The sequence below is a fragment of the Streptomyces sp. NPDC088733 genome (genome assembly GCF_044751185.1).
Classification (GTDB): domain Bacteria; phylum Actinomycetota; class Actinomycetes; order Streptomycetales; family Streptomycetaceae; genus Actinacidiphila.
Map to the genome: position 1 here is coordinate 1 of NZ_JBIVLH010000033.1, position 22475 is coordinate 22475.

Here is a 22475-nt window from a genome sequence, read left to right on the forward strand (position 1 = left end):
AGACTTCCTCCACACCTACAACCACCATCGCTGCCACACCGCACTCGGAGGCAAGCCCCCGATCAGCCGCGTCAACAACGCTCCGGGCCAATACAGCTAGATCGTTCGTGCGGACGTACGGGGCCGGTGGGAGGGCGGGTGCCGGCCCCGCTCAGCCGGTGATCGGGGTCCAGCCGTTGCTGGCGTACCAGTAGTGCGGCAGGCCCCTGATGCCGCTCGTACGGAACGGCCGACCGCGGTCGTCGATGCGCTCGGTGCCCGTGCGGCCCTGCGAGGACCAGTCGAGCTCCAGGTACCAGCGGCAGTCGCAACCGGCGGTTCGGGCGTCGACCAGCAGCGCCTCGGGATCCTTCGAGGACACCCGGTAGGGCATGGGCATCGCCGGGGTGCTGGTGCCGTTCTCACTGCCCGGGACCGGGCGGGCGATCGGCCGGCCCTTGTCCAGGTCCACGGCGAAGGAGCGGGGAGTCATGTCGCTGCCGCAGCCCTGGCCCGTGGCGTAGACGGTGCCCTTCACGGGTGCCGCCCGCCCCACGACGCGGACCCGCAGTGCCTCCAGGACGACGGCGGCCTCCGTCCGCCCCTGCACGGTGATGTCCACCAGCGTCCGGCCGCCGTGGACCGCGCCTTGCGCAAGCGCCCATGAGCCGGCGTCCTGCGGGGCCGGAGGCGGCGGCACCTGCGGGGGTGCCTTGTCGATGACGTAGTCGTGATCGCAACCGGTCTCCCAGAGCTGGGAGTTCGCGGACCAGGTGAGGGGCGCGGCGGCTGAGGGCGGTGTCGGGGAGCCGTACGGTGCGCCCGCGGTCCTCGGGGCCGCCGTGCCGGCGGCCTTGTGGTCGCCGGCGGCCCGGGAGTGCCCGGACGGCAGCAGGGACAGGCCGCCCACGGTGGCGATGGTCGCGGTCACGACAGCCGCGACGACCGCGGCACGACGCCTTGGCCAGGGCTGCCGCGGTGCTGCCGCGGGCTCGGCGGCCTCCTCCGGCACGAGCTCGGCCGCCTCGTCGGCCGCGTGGTCGTCAATGCCCGCCGGACGCGCCGCGGCGTCCTCGGTCCGGGGCCGTTGCCGTGCCGCCACCGCCAGGACCCACCGCCGGTGCAGCTCGATCCGTTCGGCCGTACTGGCCTCGCACAGCACGGCGAAGCGCTCCACGGGCGCGAAGCCGAGCGGCACGGTGTCCCCCGTGCAGTACCGGTGCAGCGTCGAGGCGTTCATGTTCAGGCGGCGGGCGAGTGCCGCGTAACTGCGGTCCGTGCGGGCCTTCAGACGCCGCAACAGCGCCGCGAACTCCTCCACCTCGTCCTGGGACGGCATCGCTTCCCCCGCTCGGCGTCCCGGGACGGCATCCCAGGCACTCCCATAAGAAGAGGTCACAGGGCCTGGGACGGTTCCACCGTTGCGGAGGTGCCGTCGTCCGTTGTGCCCGGACCGCAGTGGCGCGGACGCTCTTGCTGTCGCCGGGGCCGCCCCTGACTCCTCCTGGGTCGAGGAGGCCGCTCCGTCCATGGCGACGCACTCCCGCATCGATCCGGAACGAGGAAGCACAGATGAACACGAGGACGACCGTCCGTAAGCACGCCCGCCGTACCGCTCTGATCGCCGGCTCTGTCGCCGCGGCGGTGGCCCTGCCGTTGGGGCTCACGGCGTCGGCCCAGGGAGCCGCCCCTGCCCCCGCGGCGGTGTCGGCCGCCGCGCCGGGGCCGGTCAGCGGCACGCCCGGCCAGGCGGTGACCCGGGTCGCCGACTTCTACGGCGCGTACATCGACGCGAAGGGCGACTACGAGGACCCCGACGGCGCGCTGGCCGCGGCGCTCCGCACGCACTACCTGACGCCCGACTTCGCCCGCCGGCTGGCGACCTGGGAGGAGGAGAACGGGGCGGACGGCGTCCTGCGTGCCCAGAACGTCCCCGCGCGGTGGACGGTGCGGGACAACGGTGCCGTGGGCAACGGTCACGAGGTCGTCGTCACCCTGACCTACGGCAGCGGCGGGACGACGCAGAAGAACAAGCTCTTCGTGCTGCTGGAGCGGTACGACCGCATCGTCGACATCGAGACGACGAGCAGCCGCTGACGGCGAAGCCGCGCGGGGGAAGCGGCGAAAGGGCTGCCCGGCATCCCACCGGGCAGCCCCGGGCCGGAACGCGGTCGCGTCGCGCGGGCGCGCTCGGCCACACTGCTGCGGTGGATACCCGCCGCCCCTGTCCGTGCTGCGGTCACCTCGTCCTCGTCCTCGACGCCGGGGACGGATGGCCGGGGACCTACGTCGTCTGCCCCGTGTGCCACTGGGAGGACGACCCCGAGCGGCTGCGGTGGCCGTACCGGCGGGGCGCCGCGCACCGGGCCCCCTTGGCCGAGGCCCAGCGCAATGTCGGGGCCTACGGCGCCTGCGATCAGTACGGGCGGCGCTTCGCACGGCCGCCGGCGGACGACGAGCCGCTGGACCCCGACTGGCGCCCGATCGATCCGGCCGTGGACCTCTTCGAGGAGTGGACGGGCGGGGCGCACCGCCCCTGGCCCGAGGACCGGACGGTGCTCTGCTGGTGGCTGCCGTCCTTCTGGGGGCGTCCCGAGGAGCCGGAGCCGCAGGCGCTCCCGCGCGTGGTGATCGACGTCGGCGCGGTCCGGGGCGATCGGGACCTTCACGCGGTCCTGAAGCGCGAGCTCGGTTTCCCGTCCTTCTACGGCATGAACCGGGCCGCCTTCTGGGACGCGATCACCGGGCTGGTCCCGATGCCCGCGGAGCTGTGCTTCACCGGCTGGGCCGGTCTTGAGCGCCGGGTCCCGGAGTCGGCGGCGGCGCTCCGCGGCGAACTCGCTGGGTACGCGGCGGCCGCTCCGGGCTTCACCGTCGTGTACGACGCGTGATCCGGGCGGCTACGGGCGCACTGCCCGCGGGCCGGCCACCGCGGCGCCGTGCGCGGTCACGCGCTCGCGCAGTTCGCGGTCGGCGGTGACGACGAGGCAGGGCCGGTCCGGCGGGTCGCGGTCCGTGACGAGCTCCACGATCAGCTCGTCGCCTGGACCCGCGGCGGCCGCGACCCGGACCCCGGCGACCGCGGCCACGTCGCGGGCCGCGCCCTCCACCACGAGCAGCAGCTCCAGCGGCGGTCTGCGGGCCCACTCCGGCACGTCCGCCCGCTCCCGGAGCCCTGTCCCCGTGAGGGGGGCGAGCGCGTCCCGCAGCCGCTCGGCCGCCCCGCGCCGGTCGCGCCACCAGCCGTCGGGCACGGAGCCCACGACGTTGGCGGCGTCGACGACGACCAGCGGGACGGTGATGCGGTTCACACCCACCAGCCTGGCACAACGGCCGGGGAGGCGGCCCCCGGTTCCGCCGGGACGGCCCCCCGCCCTCATCCGGGCACCGGGCCCGGTGGTAGAAAGACCCGGTGAAGCAGACGAAGTCCAAGCGCTTGCGGTCGTACGCCGGGACCGTGGTCGTCCTGGCCGTGGTGTTCGGCGGGTCGGCCGTCATCGGCGCGCATGTGCGTTCCGAGAAGCAGCACTCGGCCAAGGCGCCGACCGGTGCCGCCGGTCAGGACAGCCTCGCCGTGCCGGTGCGGCCCGATGTCCTGCCGGTGACGCTGACGGTGTACGAGGACCTGCGTGCCCCGGAGTCCAAGGCGTTCGCCGCCGAGTACGCGGACACGTTCGCGCGGCTGCTGGCGGCGGGACAGGTCCAGATCGACTACCGCCTGGTGACGCCCTCCGACGCCGCCAACGGCGGTGAGGGCGCCCTGACCGCGGCCAACGCGGCCGCCTGTGCGCAGGACCAGGGGCACTTCACGCAGTTCGTGGACGCGCTGTGGGCCGTGCAGCCCGTCGACGTGCAGGACGACGGCCTCAACAGCGAGAAGCTGCTCAAGGCCGTGTCGCGGCAGGCCGACGGGATCGACGAGGCCAAGTTCGTGCCGTGCGTCGAGGAGCGCGACCACGACGGCTGGGTGAAGAAGTCCCAGCAGCAGTTCACCGAGGCCGGGTTCACCACCGCCCCGGTCGTGCAGGTCAACGGTGAGACGGTCACCGCCCCGACGGGCGGCGCGGACGGGCTGACGCCGGCGCGGCTGCGCGCTCTGGTGCAGAAGGCCGTGAACCTGGCGGTCCGTCAGGCCGTGAGTCCCAGCCCGAGTTCGTCGGCGGGCGCCACGGACGGCAGCACGGCGGCCGGCACCGGTACCCCGTCGGACGCTGCCACGAGCGGCACGGACACGGCGGGCATCGGCGCCGATCCGTCCGCGACCACGAGCGAGAGCGTCACTCCGGTCGGCTGATCGCGCGCACTCTTACCCCATTTCGCAGCTTTTCCTATGAAATGGGGTAAGGGGGGCGTGTGGCATCCGATTCAGAGGAGTGGTGCGCATGTCCCCGCCGGTGTTCGTCGACGTCGAGCCGCGGCCCGGTTGCGGGTGCGAGGACTGCGCCCGCACACGGTTGGTCCGGTTGACGGCGCGCAGGTCAGGACGGTTCTCCAGGCCGCATGCGGCACCCGCGGCAGTGGCGGTGGTGGCCGTGGCGGGCGCCGTCGCCGCGGTCCCCGGCGTGACCGTCGCGGCCCCGGCGCCGGCCCAGGCCGGCCCCGAACTCGCCGCAGCCCCCCTGCGCCTGTCGGGCAATGAGATCCTGGACCGGGCGCGGAGCTGGGTGGACGCCGAAGTCCCGTACCGCATGAACGAGTACTGGAGCGACGGCTACCGGCAGGACTGCTCGGGCTTCGTCTCCATGGCCTGGGGACTGAACCGCAACGAGTGGACCGGCAGTCTGCCCCGCTTCGCCTACCGCATCGACGTCGACGACCTCGAGCCCGGCGACATCCTGCTCTACCAGAGCCGCAGGAGCCCCCACGGCGGCTCGCACGTGCGGATCTTCGTCGGCTGGGCGGACGACGAGCACACCGCCTACAACGCCTACGAGCAGGCCCCGCCGCACACCCAGATGTCCGAGATCCCGCTGCCGCCGGACTCCGGCTACCGGCCCTACCGCTACAAGTACCTGAGCGAGGGCGGCGACTCCGGCGGCGACCTGTTCGACGACTTCCCCGGGAGCTGGTCGTTCGGCGCCGGTACGTCCAACGCCAACGTCACCCGCCTCGGCCGGATGCTGCGGACCCGCGGCGGCGGCCCGTACTACCAGGCCGGGCCCGGGCCCCGCTGGGGCGCGGCGGACCAGCGCGCCACCCGTGCCTTCCAGCGGGCGCAGGGCTGGAAGGGCCCGGCCGCCAACGGCATCCCCGGTCCGGCGACATGGCGCTACCTCGTCGACGGCCGGGGGGCCGACATCGGGCGGGGAGCACCGGGCCCCGCCTCCCCGGCACCCGCCGCGGCCCCCGTGCCGGCGCAGGACCCGGCCGGCACGGCGCCGGGCGCCGTCCCGGCCTACCCCGGACCCGGCGCCTTTCAACCCGGCCGATCCGGCCCCCACGTCCTCGCTCTGGGCCGGCGACTGGTCGCCAAGGGGTTCGGCACGTCCTACCGGTCCGGTCCCGGCCCCACCTGGGGCGAGGCCGACCGCCGCGCCGTCGAGGCGTTCCAGCGCGCACAGGGCTGGTCGGGCCGCGAGGCCGACGGCCACCCCGGACCCGAGACCTGGAGGCGACTGTTCTCGTGACCACCACCGACACGACGCCCATGCCCGGCTTCCCCGGCCCGAAGCCCGCGGGCCCGCTCATCCCCGCGCCGTCCCCCACCCCCCAGCTCTCCCCTGCGGGCTTCCCGCAGCAGACCACCGACTCCGACTCCGACATCGCGGAGCGCCCGGCACGCGGCCTGCCCGGCATCCCGGTGCTGGCCCTCGCCGTCACCGCGGCGCTCGCGGCGGTCGTCGTCCCGCTGCGCTTCGGCGGCGACCCGCACTCGCTGGGCTACCTGTTCACCGTCATCCTGGCGGCGCTCGCGGCCTTCGCCGCGCTGGGCCTGGCCCGGGGCCGCCCCGGCGCCGTCTGGGTGCTCACCCGGCACGGCGCCTACCGCGGCACCGTACGGCGCACGGGGCTGCTGTGGCTCAACCCGCTGCTGCCGCGGCGGCGTGTGGACATCACCGTCCGGCACTGGCGCGGCAGCCCCGTCGAGGCCACCGACTCCGCCGGCACGCCGGTGCTCGTCACCGTCCTGCTGGTGTGGCGGGTCCGTGACACCGCCCGCGCCTGCTTCGCCGTCGAGGAGCACGAGCGGTTCCTGCGGGAGCAGACCGAGGCCGCCGTGACGCGCTGCGCGTCCCGGCTGCCCGCCGACGACTTCCGCGGCTCCGGCCCCACCCTCCGCGACGTCGACATCCTCGCGGAGGAACTCACCCGTGTGCTTGCCCGGGACCTGCGCCCGGCGGGCGTCGAGGTCTTCTCCGCGCAGCCCGTGCGCGTCGCCTACGCGCCCTCCGTCGCGCCCGCCATGGAGCGGGCCCGGCTGGCGGCCCTGGACGCCCGGCACCGCCGTGCCGTGCTGGACGACGTGCTGACGGCCGTTGACGACACCGTGCGCGGCCTCACCGAGCGCGGTCTGGTCGAACTCGACGACTACGAACGCAGGGCGCTCGTACGGGACCTGACGGTCGCTTACGCGAAGTAGGCCGGCCGCCGTCACGACGAAGGGCCGCCCGGGCACGAAGCCCGGGCGGCCCTTCCCGCGTGCGGCGGCGTTACGCCGGGACGCTCGCGACGCCCGGGGCGAGGAACGGCTTGCCGTTCACCCGCTCGGAGACGCCCTCACGGTCCAGGTACGGCGTGATCCCGCCGAGGTGGAACGGCCAGCCGGCACCGGTGATCAGGCACAGGTCGATGTCCTGCGCCTCGGCGACGACGCCCTCCTCCAGCATGATGCCGATCTCCTGCGCGACGGCGTCCAGGACGCGGGCGCGCACCTGATCCTCCGTCAGCACGCTGTCGCCCTGCACCAGGAGCGCGGCGACCTCCGGGTCCAGCTCCGGCTTGAAGCCGTTCTCGGCGGTGTAGACGTAGAAGCCGCGCTTGCCCGCCTTGACGACGGCCGCGAGGTTCGCCGAGACCGTGAAGCGGTCCGGGAAGGCGCGGTGCAGCGTCTCGGAGACGTGCAGGCCGATCGCCGGGCCGACCAGTTCCAGCAGCACCAGCGGCGACATCGGCAGACCGAGCGGCTCGATGGCCTTCTCCGCGGTCGCCACCGGGGTGCCCTCGTCGATGACGTTCTGGATCTCGCCCATGAAGCGGGTGAGGATGCGGTTGACGACGAACGCCGGGGCGTCCTTCGTCAGGACCGCGGTCTTCTTCAGCTTCTTCGCCACGGCGAACGCGGTGGCCAGCGACGCGTCGTCGGTCTGCTCGCCGCGCACGATCTCCAGCAGCGGCAGCACCGCGACCGGGTTGAAGAAGTGGAAGCCGACGACCCGCTCCGGGTGCTCCAGCTTCGAGGCCATCTCGCTCACCGACAGCGAGGAGGTGTTGGTGGCCAGGATCGCCCCCGGCTTCACCACCGCCTCGACCTCGGCGAACACCTGCTGCTTGACGCCGATCTCCTCGAAGACCGCCTCGATGACGAAGTCCGCGTCGCCGAAGGCCGCGGCCTTGTCGAGCGAGCCGGAGACCAGGCCCTTGAGGCGGTTCGCCTTGTCCTGGTTGACGCGGCCCTTGAGGAGCAGCTTGTCGATCTCGCCGTGGACGTAGCCGACGCCCTTGTCCACGCGCTCCTGGTCGATGTCGGTGAGGACCACCGGCACCTCCAGGCGGCGCGCGAACAGCAGCGCCAGCTGGGAGGCCATCAGACCGGCACCGACGACGCCCACCTTGGTGACCGGGCGGGCCAGGTTCTTGTCGGGGGCGCCGGCGGGGCGCTTGGCGCGCTTCTGCACCAGGTTGAAGGCGTAGATGCCGGAGCGCAGTTCGCCGCCCATGATGAGGTCCGCCAGGGCCTCGTCCTCGGCGTCGAAACCGGCCGACAGGTCACCGCTCTTGGCGGCGGCCATGATGTCCAGCGCCCGGTACGCGGCCGGGGCGGCGCCGTGCACCTTGGAGTCGGCGAAGGCACGGCCCTTGGCGACGGCCTCGTCCCAGGCCGCGCCGCGGTCCACCTCGGGGCGGATGATCTGGATCTCGCCCTTGAGGACGGCGGCGGTCCAGGCGAGCGACTGCTCCAGGAAGTCCGCGGCCTCGAACAGCGCGTCGGCGATGCCGAGGTCGTAGACCTGGCCGCCCTTCAGCTGCTTGTTCTGGTTGAGCGAGTTCTCGATGACGACGCTCACCGCGCGCTCCGCGCCGATGAGGTTCGGCAGCAGCGCGCAGCCGCCCCATCCCGGGACCAGGCCCAGGAAGACCTCGGGGAGGGAGAACGCCGGGATCGCGTCGGAGACCGTGCGGTACGAGCAGTGCAGGCCGATCTCGACACCGCCGCCCATGGCCGCGCCGTTGTAGAACGCGAACGTCGGCACCGCGAGGCCCTGCAGGCGGCGGAAGACGTCGTGGCCGCTCTTGCCGATGGCCAGCGCGTCCTCGCGGCGGCGCAGCAGCTCGACGCCCTTGAGGTCGGCGCCCACCGCGAAGATGAACGGCTTGCCGGTGAGGCCGACGCCGACGATCTCGCCGTCCGCGGCCTCCTTCTCCACCTGGTCGAGAGCGGCGCTCAGGTTGGCCAGCGACTGCGGGCCGAAGGTGGTCGGCTTGGTGTGGTCCAGGCCGTTGTCCAGGGTGATGAGCGCGAAACGCCCGGCGTCCTGGGGGAGGTCGAGGTGGCGCACGTGCGCCTGCGTCACGACCTCGTCCGGGAACAGCTCGGCGGCTCCCTTGAGGAGCTCGGCGGTGGTGGTCACTTGCTGCCTCCGTCGAAGTGCGGGTTCTCCCAGATCACGGTGCCGCCCATGCCGAAACCGACGCACATGGTGGTCAGGCCGTAGCGGACGTGCGGCTGCTCCTCGAACTGACTGGCCAGCTGCGTCATCAGACGGACGCCGGAGGAGGCGAGCGGGTGGCCGAACGCGATGGCGCCGCCGTACTGGTTGACGCGCGCGTCGTCGTCGGCGATGCCGTAGTGGTCGAGGAACGACAGCACCTGCACGGCGAACGCCTCGTTGACCTCGAACAGGCCGATGTCGGAGATCGACAGGCCCGCCTTGGCGAGCGCCTTCTCCGTCGCCGGGACCGGGCCGATGCCCATGACCTCGGGTTCGACGCCCACGAAGGCGTACGACACCAGGCGCATCTTGACCGGGAGGCCCAGCTCCCGGGCGACGTCCTCGGCCGCGATCAGCGACGCGGTGGCACCGTCGTTCAGACCGGCCGAGTTGCCCGCGGTCACATTGCCGTGGGCGCGGAACGGGGTCTTCAGGCCCGCCAGGTTCTCCAGCGTGGTGCCCGGGCGCATCGGCTCGTCGGCCGTCGCCAGGCCCCAGCCGGTCTCCCCGCCCTCGGGGGAGGTGCGGCGCACCGAGACCGGCACCAGGTCCTGCTGGATCCTGCCGTTCGCGTACGCCTTCGCGGCCTTCTCCTGGCTGCGGACCGCGTACTCGTCGGCGCGCTGCCGGGTCAGGTGCGGGAAGCGGTCGTGCAGGTTCTCCGCCGTCATGCCCATGAACAGGGCGGAGTCGTCGACCAGCTTCTCCGACACGAAGCGCGGGTTGGGGTCCACGCCCTCGCCCATCGGGTGGCGGCCCATGTGCTCCACACCGCCGGCCACCGCCACGTCGTACGCGCCGAAGGCGACACCGCCGGCGACACTGGTCACCGCGGTCATCGCGCCCGCGCACATGCGGTCGATCGAGAAGCCGGGCACCGACTTGGGCAGCCCGGCCAGGATCGCGGCCGTACGGCCCAGGGTCAGGCCCTGGTCGCCGATCTGGGTGGTCGCGGCGATGGCGACCTCGTCGATCCGCTCCGGGGAGAGGGCGGGGTTGCGCCGCAGCAGCTCCCTGATGGACTTGATCACCAGGTCGTCGGCACGGGTCTCGTGGTAGATACCCTTCGGGCCCGCCTTGCCGAACGGGGTGCGGACGCCGTCGACGAAGACGACGTCCCTAGCGGTACGAGGCACGTTGGCTCTCCTCAGGATGCGGGTTCGCTTGCCGCGGGCAGAAGACGGCGGCTCCGGGCTCCATGCTACTCATCGGTAACCGATGTGCCCAGTGCGGGTGTGCGGGGTCACACGTTGTGTCTTCCCCGCTTTTTCCCCCACCCTCCCACCCGTGTGCCCCATGAAGTCACGCACCCCGACGCCAGTCGTTGGGGGACCAGGTGCGGGCCCTCCGGGGCTGCCATTCTGGACAGCACATTTAGGTGCCTCAGGTACCCGGTTTGATCACTCCGGGTTGTGCACCCAAATATGCTCCAGTGTCCAGAACGCCACCCCTACGACCCCGCCCCCTCCGTAGCTGCAAGCGCCTGATCCCCGGTGGGTGGATAGAGACCGCACCGTGCTCGGGCACGCGTTGGCGCGGCGCTGTCCAAGTACGCAGCCGTCACCGCCCACAGACATCCCACCGGCCGTAAGTCGCCCCAACGGACCCGGAGGGGGTGTGGCGGGGTGCGCCCGGAAGCGACGAGCGGCGACCGCGGCGCCAGCATGTTGGCGTAACCCGCGAGCGCTGAGGACGTACCCCGGCGCGGCACCGACCCCGCGGCAAACGGGCGGGGCCCGCACTTACCGCGCCGGGCAATCGGGAGGGCGGGCGGGGGAAAAACCCAGGCGGCCAGCGCAGCGCGGCCTCAGGGGTGGGCCGCGAGCGCCTCCGCGAGGATGGGCGTCGTGAGCTCGACCTGCCAGCGCCGCGCCCCCGCATCCGCGAGGAACTCCGCGACAGCGTCCCGCGTCCGCTCCCGCGGCGGCGCCCAGCACAGGCGCCGTACGGTGTCCGGGGTGATGAGGTTCTCCTGCGGCAGATTGAGCTGCTCCGCGAGTTCGGAGACGGCGCTCCGCGCCGCCGTGAGGCGGGCCGCGGCGACCGGGTCCTTGTCGGCCCAGGCGCGCGGCGGCGGGGGGCCGGTGAAGGCGGGGCCCGGCTGGGGGAGCTCGCGTTCGGGGATGAGGCGGGCGTGGTCGATCGCGGCCTGCCACTGCTCCAGTTGGCGCCGTCCCATGCGGTGCCCGAAGCCGGGCAGTGCGGCCAGCGCGTGCGCGTTCGCGGAGGGCTCCAGGGCCGCGGTGACGATGGCGGCGTCGGTGAGGACGCGGCCGGGGGAGACGTCGCGTTCGCGGGCGAGCCGGTCGCGGAGGTTCCACAGTTCGCGGACGACGGCCATCTGGCGGCGGCGGCGCACCTTGTGCATGCCGGAGGTGCGGCGCCAGGGGTCGATCCGCGGCGGGGGCGGCGGGGCGGCCGCGATGGCCTCGAACTCCTGCATCGCCCAGTCCAGCTTGCCCTGCTCGCGCAGTTCCGCCTCCAGCGCGTCGCGGAGGTCGACCAGGAGCTCGACGTCGAGCGCGGCGTAGCGCAGCCACGGTTCGGGGAGCGGCCGGGTGGACCAGTCGACGGCGGAGTGCCCCTTCTCCAGGGCGTAGCCGAGGACGTTCTCCACCATCGCGCCGAGTCCGACCCGTGCGAATCCGGCCAGGCGCCCCGCGAGCTCGGTGTCGAACAGCCGCGTGGGCCGCATGCCGGCCTCGTCGAGGCAGGGCAGGTCCTGCGTGGCGGCGTGGAGCACCCATTCCGTGCCGTCCAGCGCCTCGCTCAGCGGCGACAGGTCGGGGCAGGCGACGGGGTCGATCAGCGCGGTCCCTGCTCCGGTGCGGCGCAGCTGGACCAGGTAGGCCCGCTGTCCGTAGCGGTAACCGGATGCGCGCTCGGCGTCGACGGCGACAGGTCCGGAGCCCGCGGCGAAGGCCGCCACGACGTCGGCGAAGGCCTCCGGGCTTGCGGTCACCGGCGGGATTCCCTCGCGCGGGTCCAGCAGCGGGACCGGCGCCGGTGGTGCTTCTGTTGCGGTCTCTCGGGCGTCGGTCACCAGTCAAGAGTATCCGTGTACGGCGGGCGCCCGCCGACGGAACGTTCCGTCGGCGGGCGCAAAGGGGCCGGTGAACGCGATCAGTGGATGATGCCGGTACGCAGCGCTACCGCGACCATTCCCGCGCGGTCGCCCGTGCCGAGCTTGCGGGCGATGCGCGCCAGATGGCTCTTGACGGTGAGCGCGGACAGGCCCATCGAGACGCCGATCGCCTTGTTCGACTGGCCCTCCGCGACCAGCCGGAGCACTTCGACCTCGCGGCCCGACAGTTCGCGGTAGCCGCCGCCGTGGCCGGGGGCGCCGGGGGGCCGGCGCTGGATGCGCTGTCCTGCCGCGCCGATGGGGGCGCCGCCGGGGCGTCCGGGGATGCCGAGGTTGGTCCGCGTACCGGTCACGACGTAGCCCTTGACGCCGCCGGCGAGGGCGTTGCGGACGGCGCCGATGTCGTCGGCGGCGGACAGGGCCAGGCCGTTGGGCCAGCCCGCGGCGCGGGTCTCTGCGAGCAGGGTCAGCCCGGATCCGTCGGGGAGGTGAACGTCGGCGACGCAGATGTCTCGGGGGGTGCCGACCCGCGGCCTGGCCTCAGCGACGGAGGACGCCTCGATCACGTCGCGCACCCCGAGCGCCCACAGATGGCGGGTCACGGTGGAGCGAACGCGGGGGTCGGCGACAACCACCATTGCGGTCGGCTTGTTCGGGCGGTAGGCGACCAGGCTTGTGGGGTGCTCGAGAAGAACCGACACCGGGCCTCCTGGGACTTGGCTGAAAGGGTCACAGGTTCCTTCGGCAGCAACTTCGCCCGGCTTTAGAGAAAGATCACGATTTGTTTAGTAACAATTCCGGCAATTCGGACGCCCTGTCGATCGTTGTCGATCGAAGGTGTGAAGATCGCGTTCATCGCGTGTGAGGGCGTGTTGACGGCGGTAAAGCGCGAGGTCGGACGGCCGGGGGTCAGCGGGTCTGCTGCGGACCGCGACGCTTCGGCAGCGGTACGACGGACGGCGCGCCGCCCAGCGGCGCGCGCGGCTCGGCCGGCGCCGGGGGCAGCCCGGCGCTCGTGCACATCAGGTCGCACCAGCCCGCCAGGTGCGCGGCGACGTCCGGAACGCCGCCCGTCGGTGCCACCGGTGTCCAGGAGGCGCGGATCTCGATACGGGTGGAGTCCTCGCGCTCCGCGAGCGCGCCGAAGTGGTGCGAGGAACTGCGCGAGACCGTGCCGCCCGCCGCGTCGAAGGCGGCGCCGTGCGTCTCCAGCGCGCCGGTCAGCCACGACCAGCTCACCTCGGGCAGCAGCGGGTCGCCCGCCATCTCCGGTTCCAGCTCGGCCCGGACCAGCGTCACCAGACGGAAGGCGCCCTGCCAGCCCTCCTGGCCGTCGGCGTCGTACAGCAGCACCAGCCGGCCGTCGGCCAGCTCCTCGCCGTCCACCACGACGGCCGCCTCCAGGGCGTACGCGTGGGGGGCCAGGCGCTTGGGCGGCGGTACGGGTTCGAGCTCGACCTCGCTCCGTACGCGAGCGCGCCGCAGCGCGTCGACCGCGTGCTGGAACGGGAGAGGGGCGTCGTTCCCGTCCGAGAGGTGCCCATGAGCCGCTGCCATGCCCGGAAGCGTAGGCCGAAGGGCGGCTTCAGTGAGGGAGGACACCCGGTTGGGCGGGTCGCCCACTTGGCGCATGCGAAGATTCGGGGGTGAGTGCGCACCAGCAGACCGCTGCTTCCCCCTTCATCCTGGCGTGCCGCCGCCGGCACGTGCCGCACACCCCCGTGTGGTTCATGCGCCAGGCAGGCCGCTCCCTGCCCGAGTACCTCAAGGTGCGCGAGGGCATCCCGATGCTCGAGTCGTGCACGCGACCCGACCTCGTCACCGAGATCACGCTGCAGCCGGTGCGCCGCCACAAGGTCGACGCGGCCGTGTACTACAGCGACATCGTGGTCCCCCTCAAGGCCATCGGCCTCGACCTCGACATCAAGCCCGGCGTCGGCCCCGTCGTCGCCGAGCCCATCCGCACCGCCGCCGACCTCGACCGGCTGCGCCCGCTGGAGCCCGACGACGTCAAGTACGTCACCGAGGCGATCGGCATGCTCACCGGCGAACTCGGCGCCACGCCGCTGATCGGCTTCGCCGGCGCGCCCTTCACGCTCGCCAGCTACCTGGTCGAGGGCGGCCCCTCGCGCAACCACGAGCGCACCAAGGCGCTGATGTACGGCGAGCCCGAGCTGTGGGCGCAGCTGCTGGACCGGCTCGCGGACATCACCTCCGCGTTCCTCAAGGTGCAGATCGAGGCCGGCGCGAGCGCCGTGCAGCTCTTCGACTCCTGGGTCGGCGCGCTGGCACCTGAGGACTACCGGCGCTACGTGATGCCGGCCTCGGTGAAGGTCTTCGACGCCGTCGCCGGGTACGACGTGCCGCGCATCCACTTCGGCGTCGGCACCGGCGAACTGCTGGGGCTGATGGGCGAGGCGGGCGCGGACGTCGTCGGCGTCGACTGGCGGGTGCCGCTGGAGGAGGCGGCGCGGCGCGTCGGCCCCGACAAGGCGCTCCAGGGGAACCTGGACCCGGCGGTGCTGTTCGCCCCGACCGCGGCCGTGGAGAAGAAGACGCGCGAGGTGCTGTACTCGGCGCAGGCCGCGCCCGGGCACATCTTCAACCTCGGGCACGGCGTCCTGCCGTCGACCGACCCGGACGCGCTGACGCGGCTCGTGGAGTTCGTCCACCAGGAGACGGCGCGCTGAAGCCTGCCGCTACCGCGCCCGGTCTGTGCGGCACCGCACGGACCGGGCGCGCGGCGCGTCAGGGACGCGGCTGCTCGACCGCGGCGGGCTCGGTGACCGGCGCCGGCGCGACGGGGTCGCGGCGGCGGCGCAGCAGCCGGAAGGCCAGCAGACCCAGCAGGGCGAGGACGGCGAACGGCAGCGCGGCGGCCAGGGCGATCAGCAGGGCGCGCAGGGTCACGTACAGCGCGTGCCAGCCCGCGCCGAGCGCGTCGCCCACGGACGCCCAGAACCCGTCGGCCTTCGCCGGCGCCGCGACCCGGTCCGGCTCGGTGAGGACGAGTGTCACCGTCGCCATGCCGGTGCGCTCCTTGAGCGAGGCCTGCTGCGCCTCCAGCGCCTCCAGATCGGCCTGGCGGCTGCTGAGTTCCCCCTCCAGCGTGACCACGTCGCTCAGCTTCGTCGCCCGGTCCATCAGTTCCCGCACCCGCGCGACGCTCGCCCGCTGCGTCTTGATGCGGCTCTCCACGTCGACGACCTGGCTCGTCACGTCCTGCGCGCTGACCTTGCGCTCCAGGAGCCTGCCGAGGCCCGCGAGGTCGCCGAGCACCCGCTCGTAGTCGGTCGGCGGGACGCGCAGGGTGACGCGGGAGTGCTCATGGCCCTCGTCGTCCAGGGACGTGCTCTCGTCGCCGATGTACCCGCCCGCGGCCTCGACGAGGGTGCGGGACCGGGCGAGCGCGTCGGGGACGTTCCCGGCCTCGACGGTGAGCGTCGCGGTGCGGACGATGAGGGAGCGGTCGAGGACGGGCGGCACCTTGCTCTTGCTCTCCGGCACTCCGGCGGCGTCCGAGTCCTGCTTCACCGGTCCGGCCTCCGGCGCCGGTCCCTGTGCCGGTTCGGCCACGGACTTGTCGTCCGCACTGCTCTGCAGGCTGCCGCCGTCGGACGCGCTGCAACCGGTCAGGACGAGCACACCCGCCAGCGCGACGGCGGCAAGTGCTCTGCGGACGGCGGTCGTTGGTGCGTTCATGGGGTCCCCCCTGGGGCCGGCTCGGATGTCGCAGGTTCGACGCCGCCGAACGGCAGGGGGTTTCGGGCCCGCGATCCCGAAGAGGTCACGGTTAGGGCTCGTTCCGGCGTCTGAGACAGTGGAGGCATGAGCGAAACGCAGCCCCGGGCCGGACATGTGGTGGTCGTCGGCGGCGGGGTCTCCGGACTCTCCGCGGCGCACTTCCTGCTGGAGGGCGGTGCGGCGCGCGTGACGGTGCTGGAGTCCTCCGGCCGGCTCGGCGGCAAGCTGTACGCGGACGAGATCGCCGGCGTGCCCGTCGACCTCGGCGCGGAGTCGCTGCTGGCCCGCCGCCCCGAAGCGGTGGACCTGGCCCGCGCCGTCGGCCTCGGCGACGACCTGGAGCCGCCCGCGACGACCACCGCGGGGCTCTGGACGCGCGGCAGGATGCGCCCGATGCCCAAGGGCGGGGTCATGGGCGTCCCCGGTGACATCGGCTCGCTCGCCGCTTCCGGCGTGCTCTCCGCCGCCGGTCTGGCGCGGCTGCCGCTCGACCACGTGCTGCCCCGCACCAAGGTGGGCGACGACGTCGCCGTCGGCACCTATGTCGCGGCCCGGCTCGGCCACGAGGTCGTCGACCGGCTCGTCGACCCGCTGCTGGGCGGGGTGTACGCGGGCAACGCGTACGAGATCTCCCTGCGCGCCGCCATTCCGCAGCTGTACGAGAGCGCCCGCTCCGGCCGCTCCCTCATCGAGGCGGTCCGCGAGACCCAGCGCCGCGCCGCGACGGCGGCGAGCGCGTCCACCGGGAAGGAGCCGGCGCCGGTCTTCGCGGGCATCCGCGGCGGCGTCGGACGGCTGCCGGTCGCGGTCGCCGAGGCGTGCCGCGCCGCCGGCGCCCGCATCCTCACCGACGCCCCCGTACGGCAGCTGCGGCGCACCCCGGACGGCTGGCAGGTCACCTGGGACCACGACGGCGCGAGCGAGGTGATGGAGGCCGACGCGGTCGTGCTGGCGGTGCCGGCCCCCGCCGCGGCCAGGCTGCTGGGCTCGGAGTCGCCGGGCGCCGCGGCAGATCTGGCGGCGGTGGAGTACGCGAGCGTCGCCCTGGTGACGATGGCCTTCCGGCGCCGCGAGATCACGCACGCCCTGCCCGGCAGCGGCTTCCTCGTGCCGCCGGTCGACGGCCGCACCATCAAGGCGTCCACCTTCTCCAGCCAGAAGTGGCACTGGAGCGGCACCGCCGACTCCGACGTCTACGTGCTGCGCACCTCCGTCGGGCGGTACGGCCAGGAGGCCGACCTCGCCTGGGACGACACCGACCTCGTCCGGCTCTCCCGGGAGGACCTCGGCGAGGCCGTCGGGCTCACCGCCGCGCCGGTCGCCGCCCGGGTCACCCGGTGGGACGGCGGCCTCCCGCAGTACCCGGTCGGCCACCTCGCCCGGGTCGCCCGCGTGCGCGAGCAGGTCGCCAAGCTGCCGGGCCTCGCGGTGTGCGGGGCGGTGTACGAGGGCGTGGGCGTGCCCGCGTGCGTGGCGAGCGCGCGCGGCGCGGCGGACCAGGTCCTGGGCACCCTGCGGCCGTCGGCGGAACCCGGCGCGGGACAATAGCCCCATGACCGACTCGACTGCTTCCGACGCACCGGCCAAGGCCCCCAACGCGGGCAAGAAGGCCAAGGACCTCAACGAGGTCATCCGCTACACCCTCTGGTCGGTGTTCCGGCTCCGCGACGTCCTGCCCGAGGACCGCGCCGGCTGGGCGGAGGAGGTCGAGGAGCTCTTCGAACAGCTCGCCGCCAAGGACGTGACGGTCCGTGGCACCTACGACATCTCCGGTCTGCGTGCCGACGCCGACCTCATGATCTGGTGGCACGCGGAGACCGCGGACGCCCTCCAGGACGCCTACAACCGGTTCCGCCGCACCCGCCTCGGCGGCCGTCTGGAGCCGGTCTGGTCCAACATGGCGCTGCACCGGCCCGCGGAGTTCAACAAGAGCCACATCCCGGCCTTCCTGGCCGACGAGACGGCCCGCGACTGGGTCTCCGTCTACCCCTTCGTCCGCTCCTACGACTGGTACCTGCTGCCCGACGAGGACCGCCGCCGCATGCTCGCCGACCACGGCAAGATGGCGCGCGGCTACCCGGACGTGCGGGCGAACACGGTGGCGTCGTTCTCGCTGGGCGACTACGAGTGGATCCTGGCCTTCGAGGCGGACGAGCTGCACCGCATCGTCGACCTGATGCGGCACCTGCGGGCCTCCGAGGCGCGGATGCACGTCCGCGAGGAGGTCCCCTTCTACACCGGCCGCCGCCGGTCGGTCGCGGAGCTGGTGGCGGGGCTGGCCTGACGGCTCCGGAACGCGTACGAAGGGGGAGCGGCCGGCGGCCGCTCCCCCTTCGTCGTTGTCAGTCGTGTCAGGCCAGGGCGGCGCGGAGCTCGGGGTCGGACAGCGCCGACGGCCCCCGCACCGCGAGGGCGGTGAGCAGGTGCGGGTCGTCGGGGGCGGGGGAGCGCGGGACGGCGACGGCGCGCAGGAGGTCCTGGCCGGTGGGGGAGGCCCAGCGGCTGTAGGGGTGGATCTCGACGCGGGCGATGCCGAGGCAGCCGGCGGCCAGCAGCAGCGGGAGCGCGAACCAGGGCGCGATCGGGGCGGCGCCGCCCGGGTTGCCGACGGTCGCGGCGGCCAGCATGACGACGATGACGACCACGGCCGCGCGCACCTCGCGCATGCCCGAGGCGACGGACTCACGGACGGCCGCGGGGACCGCCAGACCCGCCGCCGTGAGGCGGTCGGCGAGAGCGGCCAGGACGTCGGAGGCGGCGTGCGCGGCGCGGGCCCCGGCGATCTCCCGCTGGCCCCCGGGACCGATCGCGTCGATCAGGGCGCGCTCGACGGCGTTGCGCCCCTCGGGGTCGACGACGGTCGCCCAGCCGGTTCCCGCCAGGTGCAGACGCCGCTGGCGGCCCATGGTGACCATCGCCAGGTCCGTCACCCGGCGCGGGCCGCCGGAGAGATAGGCCATCTCGTACAGCCCGAGCCGGCGTTCGCCCTCGGAGGGCGCCCTCACAGGCGGCTGGGCCGCGGCGACCGCCGCCCTGCACAGGTGTGCGCAGGAGACGATCGCCGCGGCCCAGGCCACGCAGAGGAACAGCATCCACATGGGGGAGTTCTAGCCCAACCCCGCGGGGTCCGCCCGGGATTTCACGGATCGGGCGGGCGGACCGGGGGCGTCAGCCGCAGGTGCGGTTGCGGTTGATGCAGCTGACGAGCTGGTTCATCAGGTTCGCCGGCATGAAGTTGGCGAAGTCGCCGTGGTCGGTCACCGGCTTGTGCTGCTGCTCGGGGAAGCTGTCGACCGCGTAGTTCGGCCCCTGCGGCACCTGGTAGGTCAGGCGCATCTGGAGCTGGGGGACCGGCTTGGTGCCGGCCGGGCACTGGCCCGCGCCGTCGGGGAAGACGACGTGGGTGCGGTGGTTGGCGCTGTCGGTGTTCGCACCGTCCCAGCAGCTGGGGAAGTTGAGGGTGCGGACCACCCGGCTGCCCCGCGGGCAGAGCGGGTACTTGTCGGTGAGCTGGCGGTTCTCGAAGCCCGTGCAGCTCCACGACGCCTTGGCGTTGGCGACGCCGTTGGTGAACGACTTCGCGTCACCGGTGATGATCCTCATGGTGGACGGCATGCCGACCACCTTGGCCGTCGGGTTGCCCCGGAAGGTGAGGCTGACCGACTGCGACTGCAGGATGGTGCCGGTGTTGCCGTCGGCGTCCGGCGCGTCGTTGGCGGTACGGGCCCGCAGCACCGGCCAGAAGTAGGTCGACTTGTCGCCGCGGGCACAGGTGGTGCCGGCCGCCGCCAGGGTCTCGTTGGTCGAGAACCCGTCGGTGCTCAGGTTGCCCACATAGTCGTGGACGTGGTGCGCGCCGTTGGAGACACCCGGGGCCACGATGAAGTTGTCGGGGTTGTTGTGCTTGTTCTCGTTGCGCCCGCAGCGCGCGGTGAAGGTGCCGCGCGAGGCGCTCCGCTGGTTGGCCGCCCGCTGGACGTTCGGCTGGACGGAGCGGATGTCCGCGAAGTCCGCCGCCACCGGGCCGTTGGTCTGCGTACCGCCGGCGGGGGCCGACGCGGAGGCGGAGGCGGACGGTGCGGCGGTGCCGCCGTTCTGGCCGCCGTTGTTCTGGTTCCCTCCGTTGCCGGTCCCGTTGTCGGCCTTCGTGCTGTTCCACGAGCTGGGCTTCTGCCACCCGTTGGAGTGGCCGGAGGAGGGCCTCCAGTGGGCCGAAGCCGTGCCGGTGACCAGGGCGAAGGTGCCGCCGGAGCCGAGCAGTGCCAGCACGGCTATCAGCACGAGTTGCTTGGTGCTCAACCTGCGCCGGTGGTTCATCTGTTGTCGTGTGGGCATGGATAGCTCATTTCTACTGCGACGGCTGGGGTGAGGACGCCGCGGGGGGGAGGGAGTACGTGGGGGACGGGGTGACGATGAAGGTCGGTTCTCCGGGGGCCGGGGAGACCGGTATCGCGGCCGCGGGGTTGGTCGGGCTCGCGGTGGTGTCGACGGCGATCTGGTCGAAGTTCACCAGCCCGGTCTTCTCCAGGACGGTGATGTGGTCGAGCACCGTCGTGTTCGCCTGGTCCGCGAGCTCGCGGACCAGTGAGTTGCGGGTGGTGGCACGAACCTGGGCCACGACCGAGAACACCTGGCCGTGGGCGAGCCTCAGGATGTTCGCGAACTTCTGGTCGAAATCCTTGCCGTTGGCCGCGGACAAAGTGGCAAGAAAGCCCATTTGCTGCGGAGTCGGCTGATTGGGCAGCGTGATGCCCAATTGCGGACCGATCGTCCGGCACGACGAGTCCAGACCCGTGTGCCCGTCGATCAGGTGCTGCCCCGCGCGTTTGACGGCGGAGGTCGTCCCCTTCTGCAGGGCCATCTGCCCGGCCGGGAACTCCCACAGGCCGGCCAGGCGCACCTTGGTGACGAAGGTGCGGTCCAGCGGGGTGAGCGGACCGTACTGCGTGGCGACCGTCTGGGCGGCGGCCGCGGTGACGGCGGGGCTGTTCAGCCCCGACATGACCGGGTAGGCCAGCGCGGCCAGGGTGACCACGAAAGCCCCGACCACGAGGCTCAGTCCGGTGGCGTAACGGGTGGATCGCATGGGACCGCACGTTAGTGCGTTTGAAGCGGTCCGGGCCAGTAAACATCACGTATTTGCGAATCCAGGGAATCGACGCGCAGTTCTTGATACGTTGTTGCGTTTCCCGGCGAACAGCCCCCGCCGCTATTTGCGTTGCAGGTCGGAGGCCTGTTGAAAAAGATTATGGCAGCTTTGAACGGAGCGTGTCCCGCATACGTATGAATACGCGTGAGGGCTGTCGCGGGATCGCGGAACGGTGCCGCAGCAGCCGCCGTTGCCATCCGTTCAGGGGCGCCGGACCCGAACGTTCCCGCCACCACACGTGGAGCCGGCGCAGGGTGGCGCCGTCCGGTGCGCCCGCGGTGTCCGCCCCGTCGAGCAGATGCGCGGCGAAGTCGAGCGCGTCGCGCCGGTAACCCCCGCCGAGCGGGCGGCCGGCGGCGTAGCGCAGGAACGCGGGCCGGTACGCCGGGCCGAGGATCTCCGCCAGTTCGGGCGCGACCTTCGCCACGATGCCGGCCCGCTTGGCCGCCAGGGCCCGGCTCTGCACGCCGACCCGGACCCGGTCGAAGCCCTCGGGCACCGGGGTGCCCGCGACCAGCGCGGACAGCAGCGCCGTCTGGCGCAGGGCCAGCCGCTGCCGCGCGCCCCGCGCCGCCGGCGCGACACCTACGGGCAGGGCGGGCCGCGCACCGTCCGCGGGCCGCGCCGCGGCGTCCACCACGGCCCGCACGGCGGCCAGTTCGGCCGACAGCTCGTCCCCCGCGGGGAAGTCGTCGTCGCGCTCCAGCAGCACACCGGGCGGGCAGGCCCGCTCGTACAGCGCCGCCAGCACCTCCAGGACGGCCGCGGGCACGGGGTGGGCGTGGCTGTCGTGCCACACGCCGTCCTTCTCGTAGCCGCCCGCGACGTGGACGTAGGCGATGGATCCGGCCGGCAGCGCGTCCAGGGCGGCGAGCGGGTCCTCGCCCCGGTTGACGCGGTTGGTGTGCAGGTTGGCCACGTCGATCAGCAGGCGCACACCGGTGCGCTCCACCAGCTCGGCGAGGAAGGCGCCCTCGCTCATCTCCTCGTCCGGCCACGCGACCAGCGCGGCGATGTTCTCCAGCGCGAGCGGCACGGGCAGCGCCTCCTGGGCGATGCGCACGTTCTCGCAGAGCACGTCCAGCGCGTCGCGGGTGCGCGGCACCGGCAGCAGGTGCCCGGCCTCCAGCGGGGCCGAGCCGGTCGTCTCGCCGCCGCCGCGGACGAAGGCGATGTGCTCGGTCACGAGCGGTGCCCCCAGCACCTCCGCGCGCTGCGCGAGCGCGGCCAGCCGCCCCGGGTCGGGCCGCTCGGCGCCCCCGAGCCCGAGCGACACCCCGTGCGGGACGACGGTGACGCCGCGCTCGCGCAGCCGTACCAGGGAGTCCGGGACATGGCCGGGGCACACGTTCTCGGCGACCGCCTCGACCCAGTCGACGCGGCCGGCCTCCGCCAGCGCCTCGACGGTGTCCGCGATCTCCGGCCGCCAGCCGATCCCCGTGCCCAACTTCGCGTGCTCCACCGGGCCCCCCTTTCTCCTGCCGGGGTTGTCGCCCCGCAGAACTGGCACGAACCGCGCCCGCGGGTGGTTCAGAGCTGAATTTGAGCTTCGCGCTGGGCGGTGGCCGACTGTGAGGGCAGACCCGCGACGGCCCGGACGATCCGCAGACCGCGCGGAGCCTTGGACGTACCTGGGCGCGCCTCGGAT

20 protein-coding genes and 1 pseudogene are annotated in these 22475 nt (G+C 73.2%); 9 read left to right on the plus strand and 12 right to left on the minus strand.

Annotated features, from left to right (window positions below; genetic code table 11):
• Positions 1-100, plus strand: a pseudogene (locus tag ACIP64_RS37245) (IS481 family transposase); the annotation flags it as partial.
• A 51-nt stretch (positions 101-151) separates the two neighbouring features.
• Here the strand turns inward: ACIP64_RS37245 and ACIP64_RS37250 are convergent.
• Positions 152-1318 (minus strand): helix-turn-helix domain-containing protein, encoded by a 1167-nt coding sequence (locus ACIP64_RS37250; RefSeq protein ID WP_401596083.1) that lies wholly within the window; start codon positions 1316-1318, stop codon positions 152-154.
• 233 nt (positions 1319-1551) lie between these two features.
• Between ACIP64_RS37250 and ACIP64_RS37255 the strand changes: the two genes are divergently transcribed.
• Entirely contained in the window at positions 1552-2076 is a 525-nt protein-coding gene (locus ACIP64_RS37255; protein WP_401596086.1) for a hypothetical protein, read from the plus strand.
• Positions 2077-2186: 110 nt separating this feature from the next.
• Positions 2187-2870 carry a CPCC family cysteine-rich protein gene (locus ACIP64_RS37260; RefSeq protein WP_401596088.1) on the plus strand — a complete coding sequence of 228 codons (684 nt, stop codon included), beginning with the start codon at positions 2187-2189 and terminating at the stop codon, positions 2868-2870.
• A 9-nt stretch (positions 2871-2879) separates the two neighbouring features.
• Here the strand turns inward: ACIP64_RS37260 and ACIP64_RS37265 are convergent, their stop codons facing one another.
• A complete protein-coding gene (locus ACIP64_RS37265; RefSeq protein ID WP_401596091.1) occupies positions 2880-3290 on the minus strand; it encodes an NTP pyrophosphohydrolase in 411 nt (136 codons plus the stop codon).
• A 101-nt stretch (positions 3291-3391) separates the two neighbouring features.
• Between ACIP64_RS37265 and ACIP64_RS37270 the strand changes: the two genes are divergently transcribed.
• From ACIP64_RS37270 to ACIP64_RS37280, 3 genes are all read left to right on the plus strand, one after another.
• The gene (locus ACIP64_RS37270) at positions 3392-4273 is read left to right on the plus strand and encodes a DsbA family protein (RefSeq protein WP_401596094.1); all 882 of its coding nucleotides are present in this window, start codon (positions 3392-3394) and stop codon (positions 4271-4273) included.
• Positions 4274-4361: 88 nt separating this feature from the next.
• The gene (locus tag ACIP64_RS37275) at positions 4362-5606 is read left to right on the plus strand and encodes a peptidoglycan-binding protein (protein ID WP_401596097.1); all 1245 of its coding nucleotides are present in this window, start codon (positions 4362-4364) and stop codon (positions 5604-5606) included.
• Positions 5603-6559: an SPFH domain-containing protein gene (locus tag ACIP64_RS37280; RefSeq protein ID WP_401596100.1), complete on the plus strand. Its 957-nt coding sequence runs from the start codon at positions 5603-5605 to the stop codon at positions 6557-6559. The genes ACIP64_RS37275 and ACIP64_RS37280 overlap by 4 nt, the downstream gene beginning before the upstream one ends.
• A 70-nt stretch (positions 6560-6629) precedes the next feature.
• Here the strand turns inward: ACIP64_RS37280 and ACIP64_RS37285 are convergent, their stop codons facing one another.
• The 5 genes from ACIP64_RS37285 to ACIP64_RS37305 form a co-directional block, all read right to left on the minus strand.
• Positions 6630-8768 carry a 3-hydroxyacyl-CoA dehydrogenase NAD-binding domain-containing protein gene (locus tag ACIP64_RS37285; RefSeq protein ID WP_401596103.1) on the minus strand — a complete coding sequence of 713 codons (2139 nt, stop codon included), beginning with the start codon at positions 8766-8768 and terminating at the stop codon, positions 6630-6632.
• Positions 8765-9985 (minus strand): thiolase family protein, encoded by a 1221-nt coding sequence (locus tag ACIP64_RS37290; protein ID WP_401596106.1) that lies wholly within the window; start codon positions 9983-9985, stop codon positions 8765-8767. Before ACIP64_RS37290 ends, ACIP64_RS37285 begins: the two co-directional genes overlap by 4 nt.
• 671 nt (positions 9986-10656) lie before the next feature.
• Positions 10657-11892 carry an HRDC domain-containing protein gene (locus tag ACIP64_RS37295; protein WP_401596109.1) on the minus strand — a complete coding sequence of 412 codons (1236 nt, stop codon included), beginning with the start codon at positions 11890-11892 and terminating at the stop codon, positions 10657-10659.
• 80 nt (positions 11893-11972) lie between these two features.
• Positions 11973-12635: a LuxR C-terminal-related transcriptional regulator gene (locus ACIP64_RS37300; RefSeq protein ID WP_401596112.1), complete on the minus strand. Its 663-nt coding sequence runs from the start codon at positions 12633-12635 to the stop codon at positions 11973-11975.
• A gap of 208 nt (positions 12636-12843) precedes the next feature.
• The gene (locus ACIP64_RS37305) at positions 12844-13491 is read right to left on the minus strand and encodes a DUF3000 domain-containing protein (protein ID WP_401596115.1); all 648 of its coding nucleotides are present in this window, start codon (positions 13489-13491) and stop codon (positions 12844-12846) included.
• Positions 13492-13580: 89 nt separating this feature from the next.
• On the opposite strand from ACIP64_RS37305, the gene hemE reads away from it, so the two are divergent.
• Positions 13581-14624: a uroporphyrinogen decarboxylase gene (gene hemE, locus ACIP64_RS37310; RefSeq protein ID WP_401596117.1), complete on the plus strand. Its 1044-nt coding sequence runs from the start codon at positions 13581-13583 to the stop codon at positions 14622-14624.
• 58 nt (positions 14625-14682) lie between these two features.
• Here hemE and ACIP64_RS37315 read toward each other — a convergent pair whose 3' ends face one another.
• Positions 14683-15636: a DUF4349 domain-containing protein gene (locus tag ACIP64_RS37315; protein ID WP_401596120.1), complete on the minus strand. Its 954-nt coding sequence runs from the start codon at positions 15634-15636 to the stop codon at positions 14683-14685.
• A gap of 126 nt (positions 15637-15762) precedes the next feature.
• Between ACIP64_RS37315 and hemG the strand changes: the two genes are divergently transcribed.
• Complete coding sequence (hemG, locus tag ACIP64_RS37320; RefSeq protein WP_401596123.1) at positions 15763-17226, plus strand: protoporphyrinogen oxidase; 1464 nt, start codon at positions 15763-15765, stop codon at positions 17224-17226.
• Positions 17227-17230: 4 nt separating this feature from the next.
• Positions 17231-17962, plus strand: a complete 732-nt coding sequence (gene hemQ, locus ACIP64_RS37325) for a hydrogen peroxide-dependent heme synthase (RefSeq protein WP_401596125.1) — start codon at positions 17231-17233, stop codon at positions 17960-17962.
• A gap of 67 nt (positions 17963-18029) precedes the next feature.
• Here the strand turns inward: hemQ and ACIP64_RS37330 are convergent, their stop codons facing one another.
• From ACIP64_RS37330 to ACIP64_RS37345, 4 genes are all read right to left on the minus strand, one after another.
• Entirely contained in the window at positions 18030-18776 is a 747-nt protein-coding gene (locus tag ACIP64_RS37330) for a TIGR04222 domain-containing membrane protein (protein WP_401596128.1), read from the minus strand.
• A 70-nt stretch (positions 18777-18846) separates the two neighbouring features.
• Positions 18847-20013, minus strand: coding sequence for a DUF1996 domain-containing protein (locus ACIP64_RS37335; protein WP_360914719.1), 1167 nt, complete (start codon positions 20011-20013; stop codon positions 18847-18849).
• Positions 20014-20026: 13 nt separating this feature from the next.
• On the minus strand, positions 20027-20764 hold the full coding sequence (locus tag ACIP64_RS37340) for a DUF4142 domain-containing protein (protein WP_401596132.1): 738 nt from the start codon (positions 20762-20764) through the stop codon (positions 20027-20029).
• Positions 20765-20924: 160 nt separating this feature from the next.
• Positions 20925-22289 (minus strand): DUF692 domain-containing protein, encoded by a 1365-nt coding sequence (locus ACIP64_RS37345; RefSeq protein WP_401596135.1) that lies wholly within the window; start codon positions 22287-22289, stop codon positions 20925-20927.
• Positions 22290-22475: the final 186 nt, after the last annotated feature.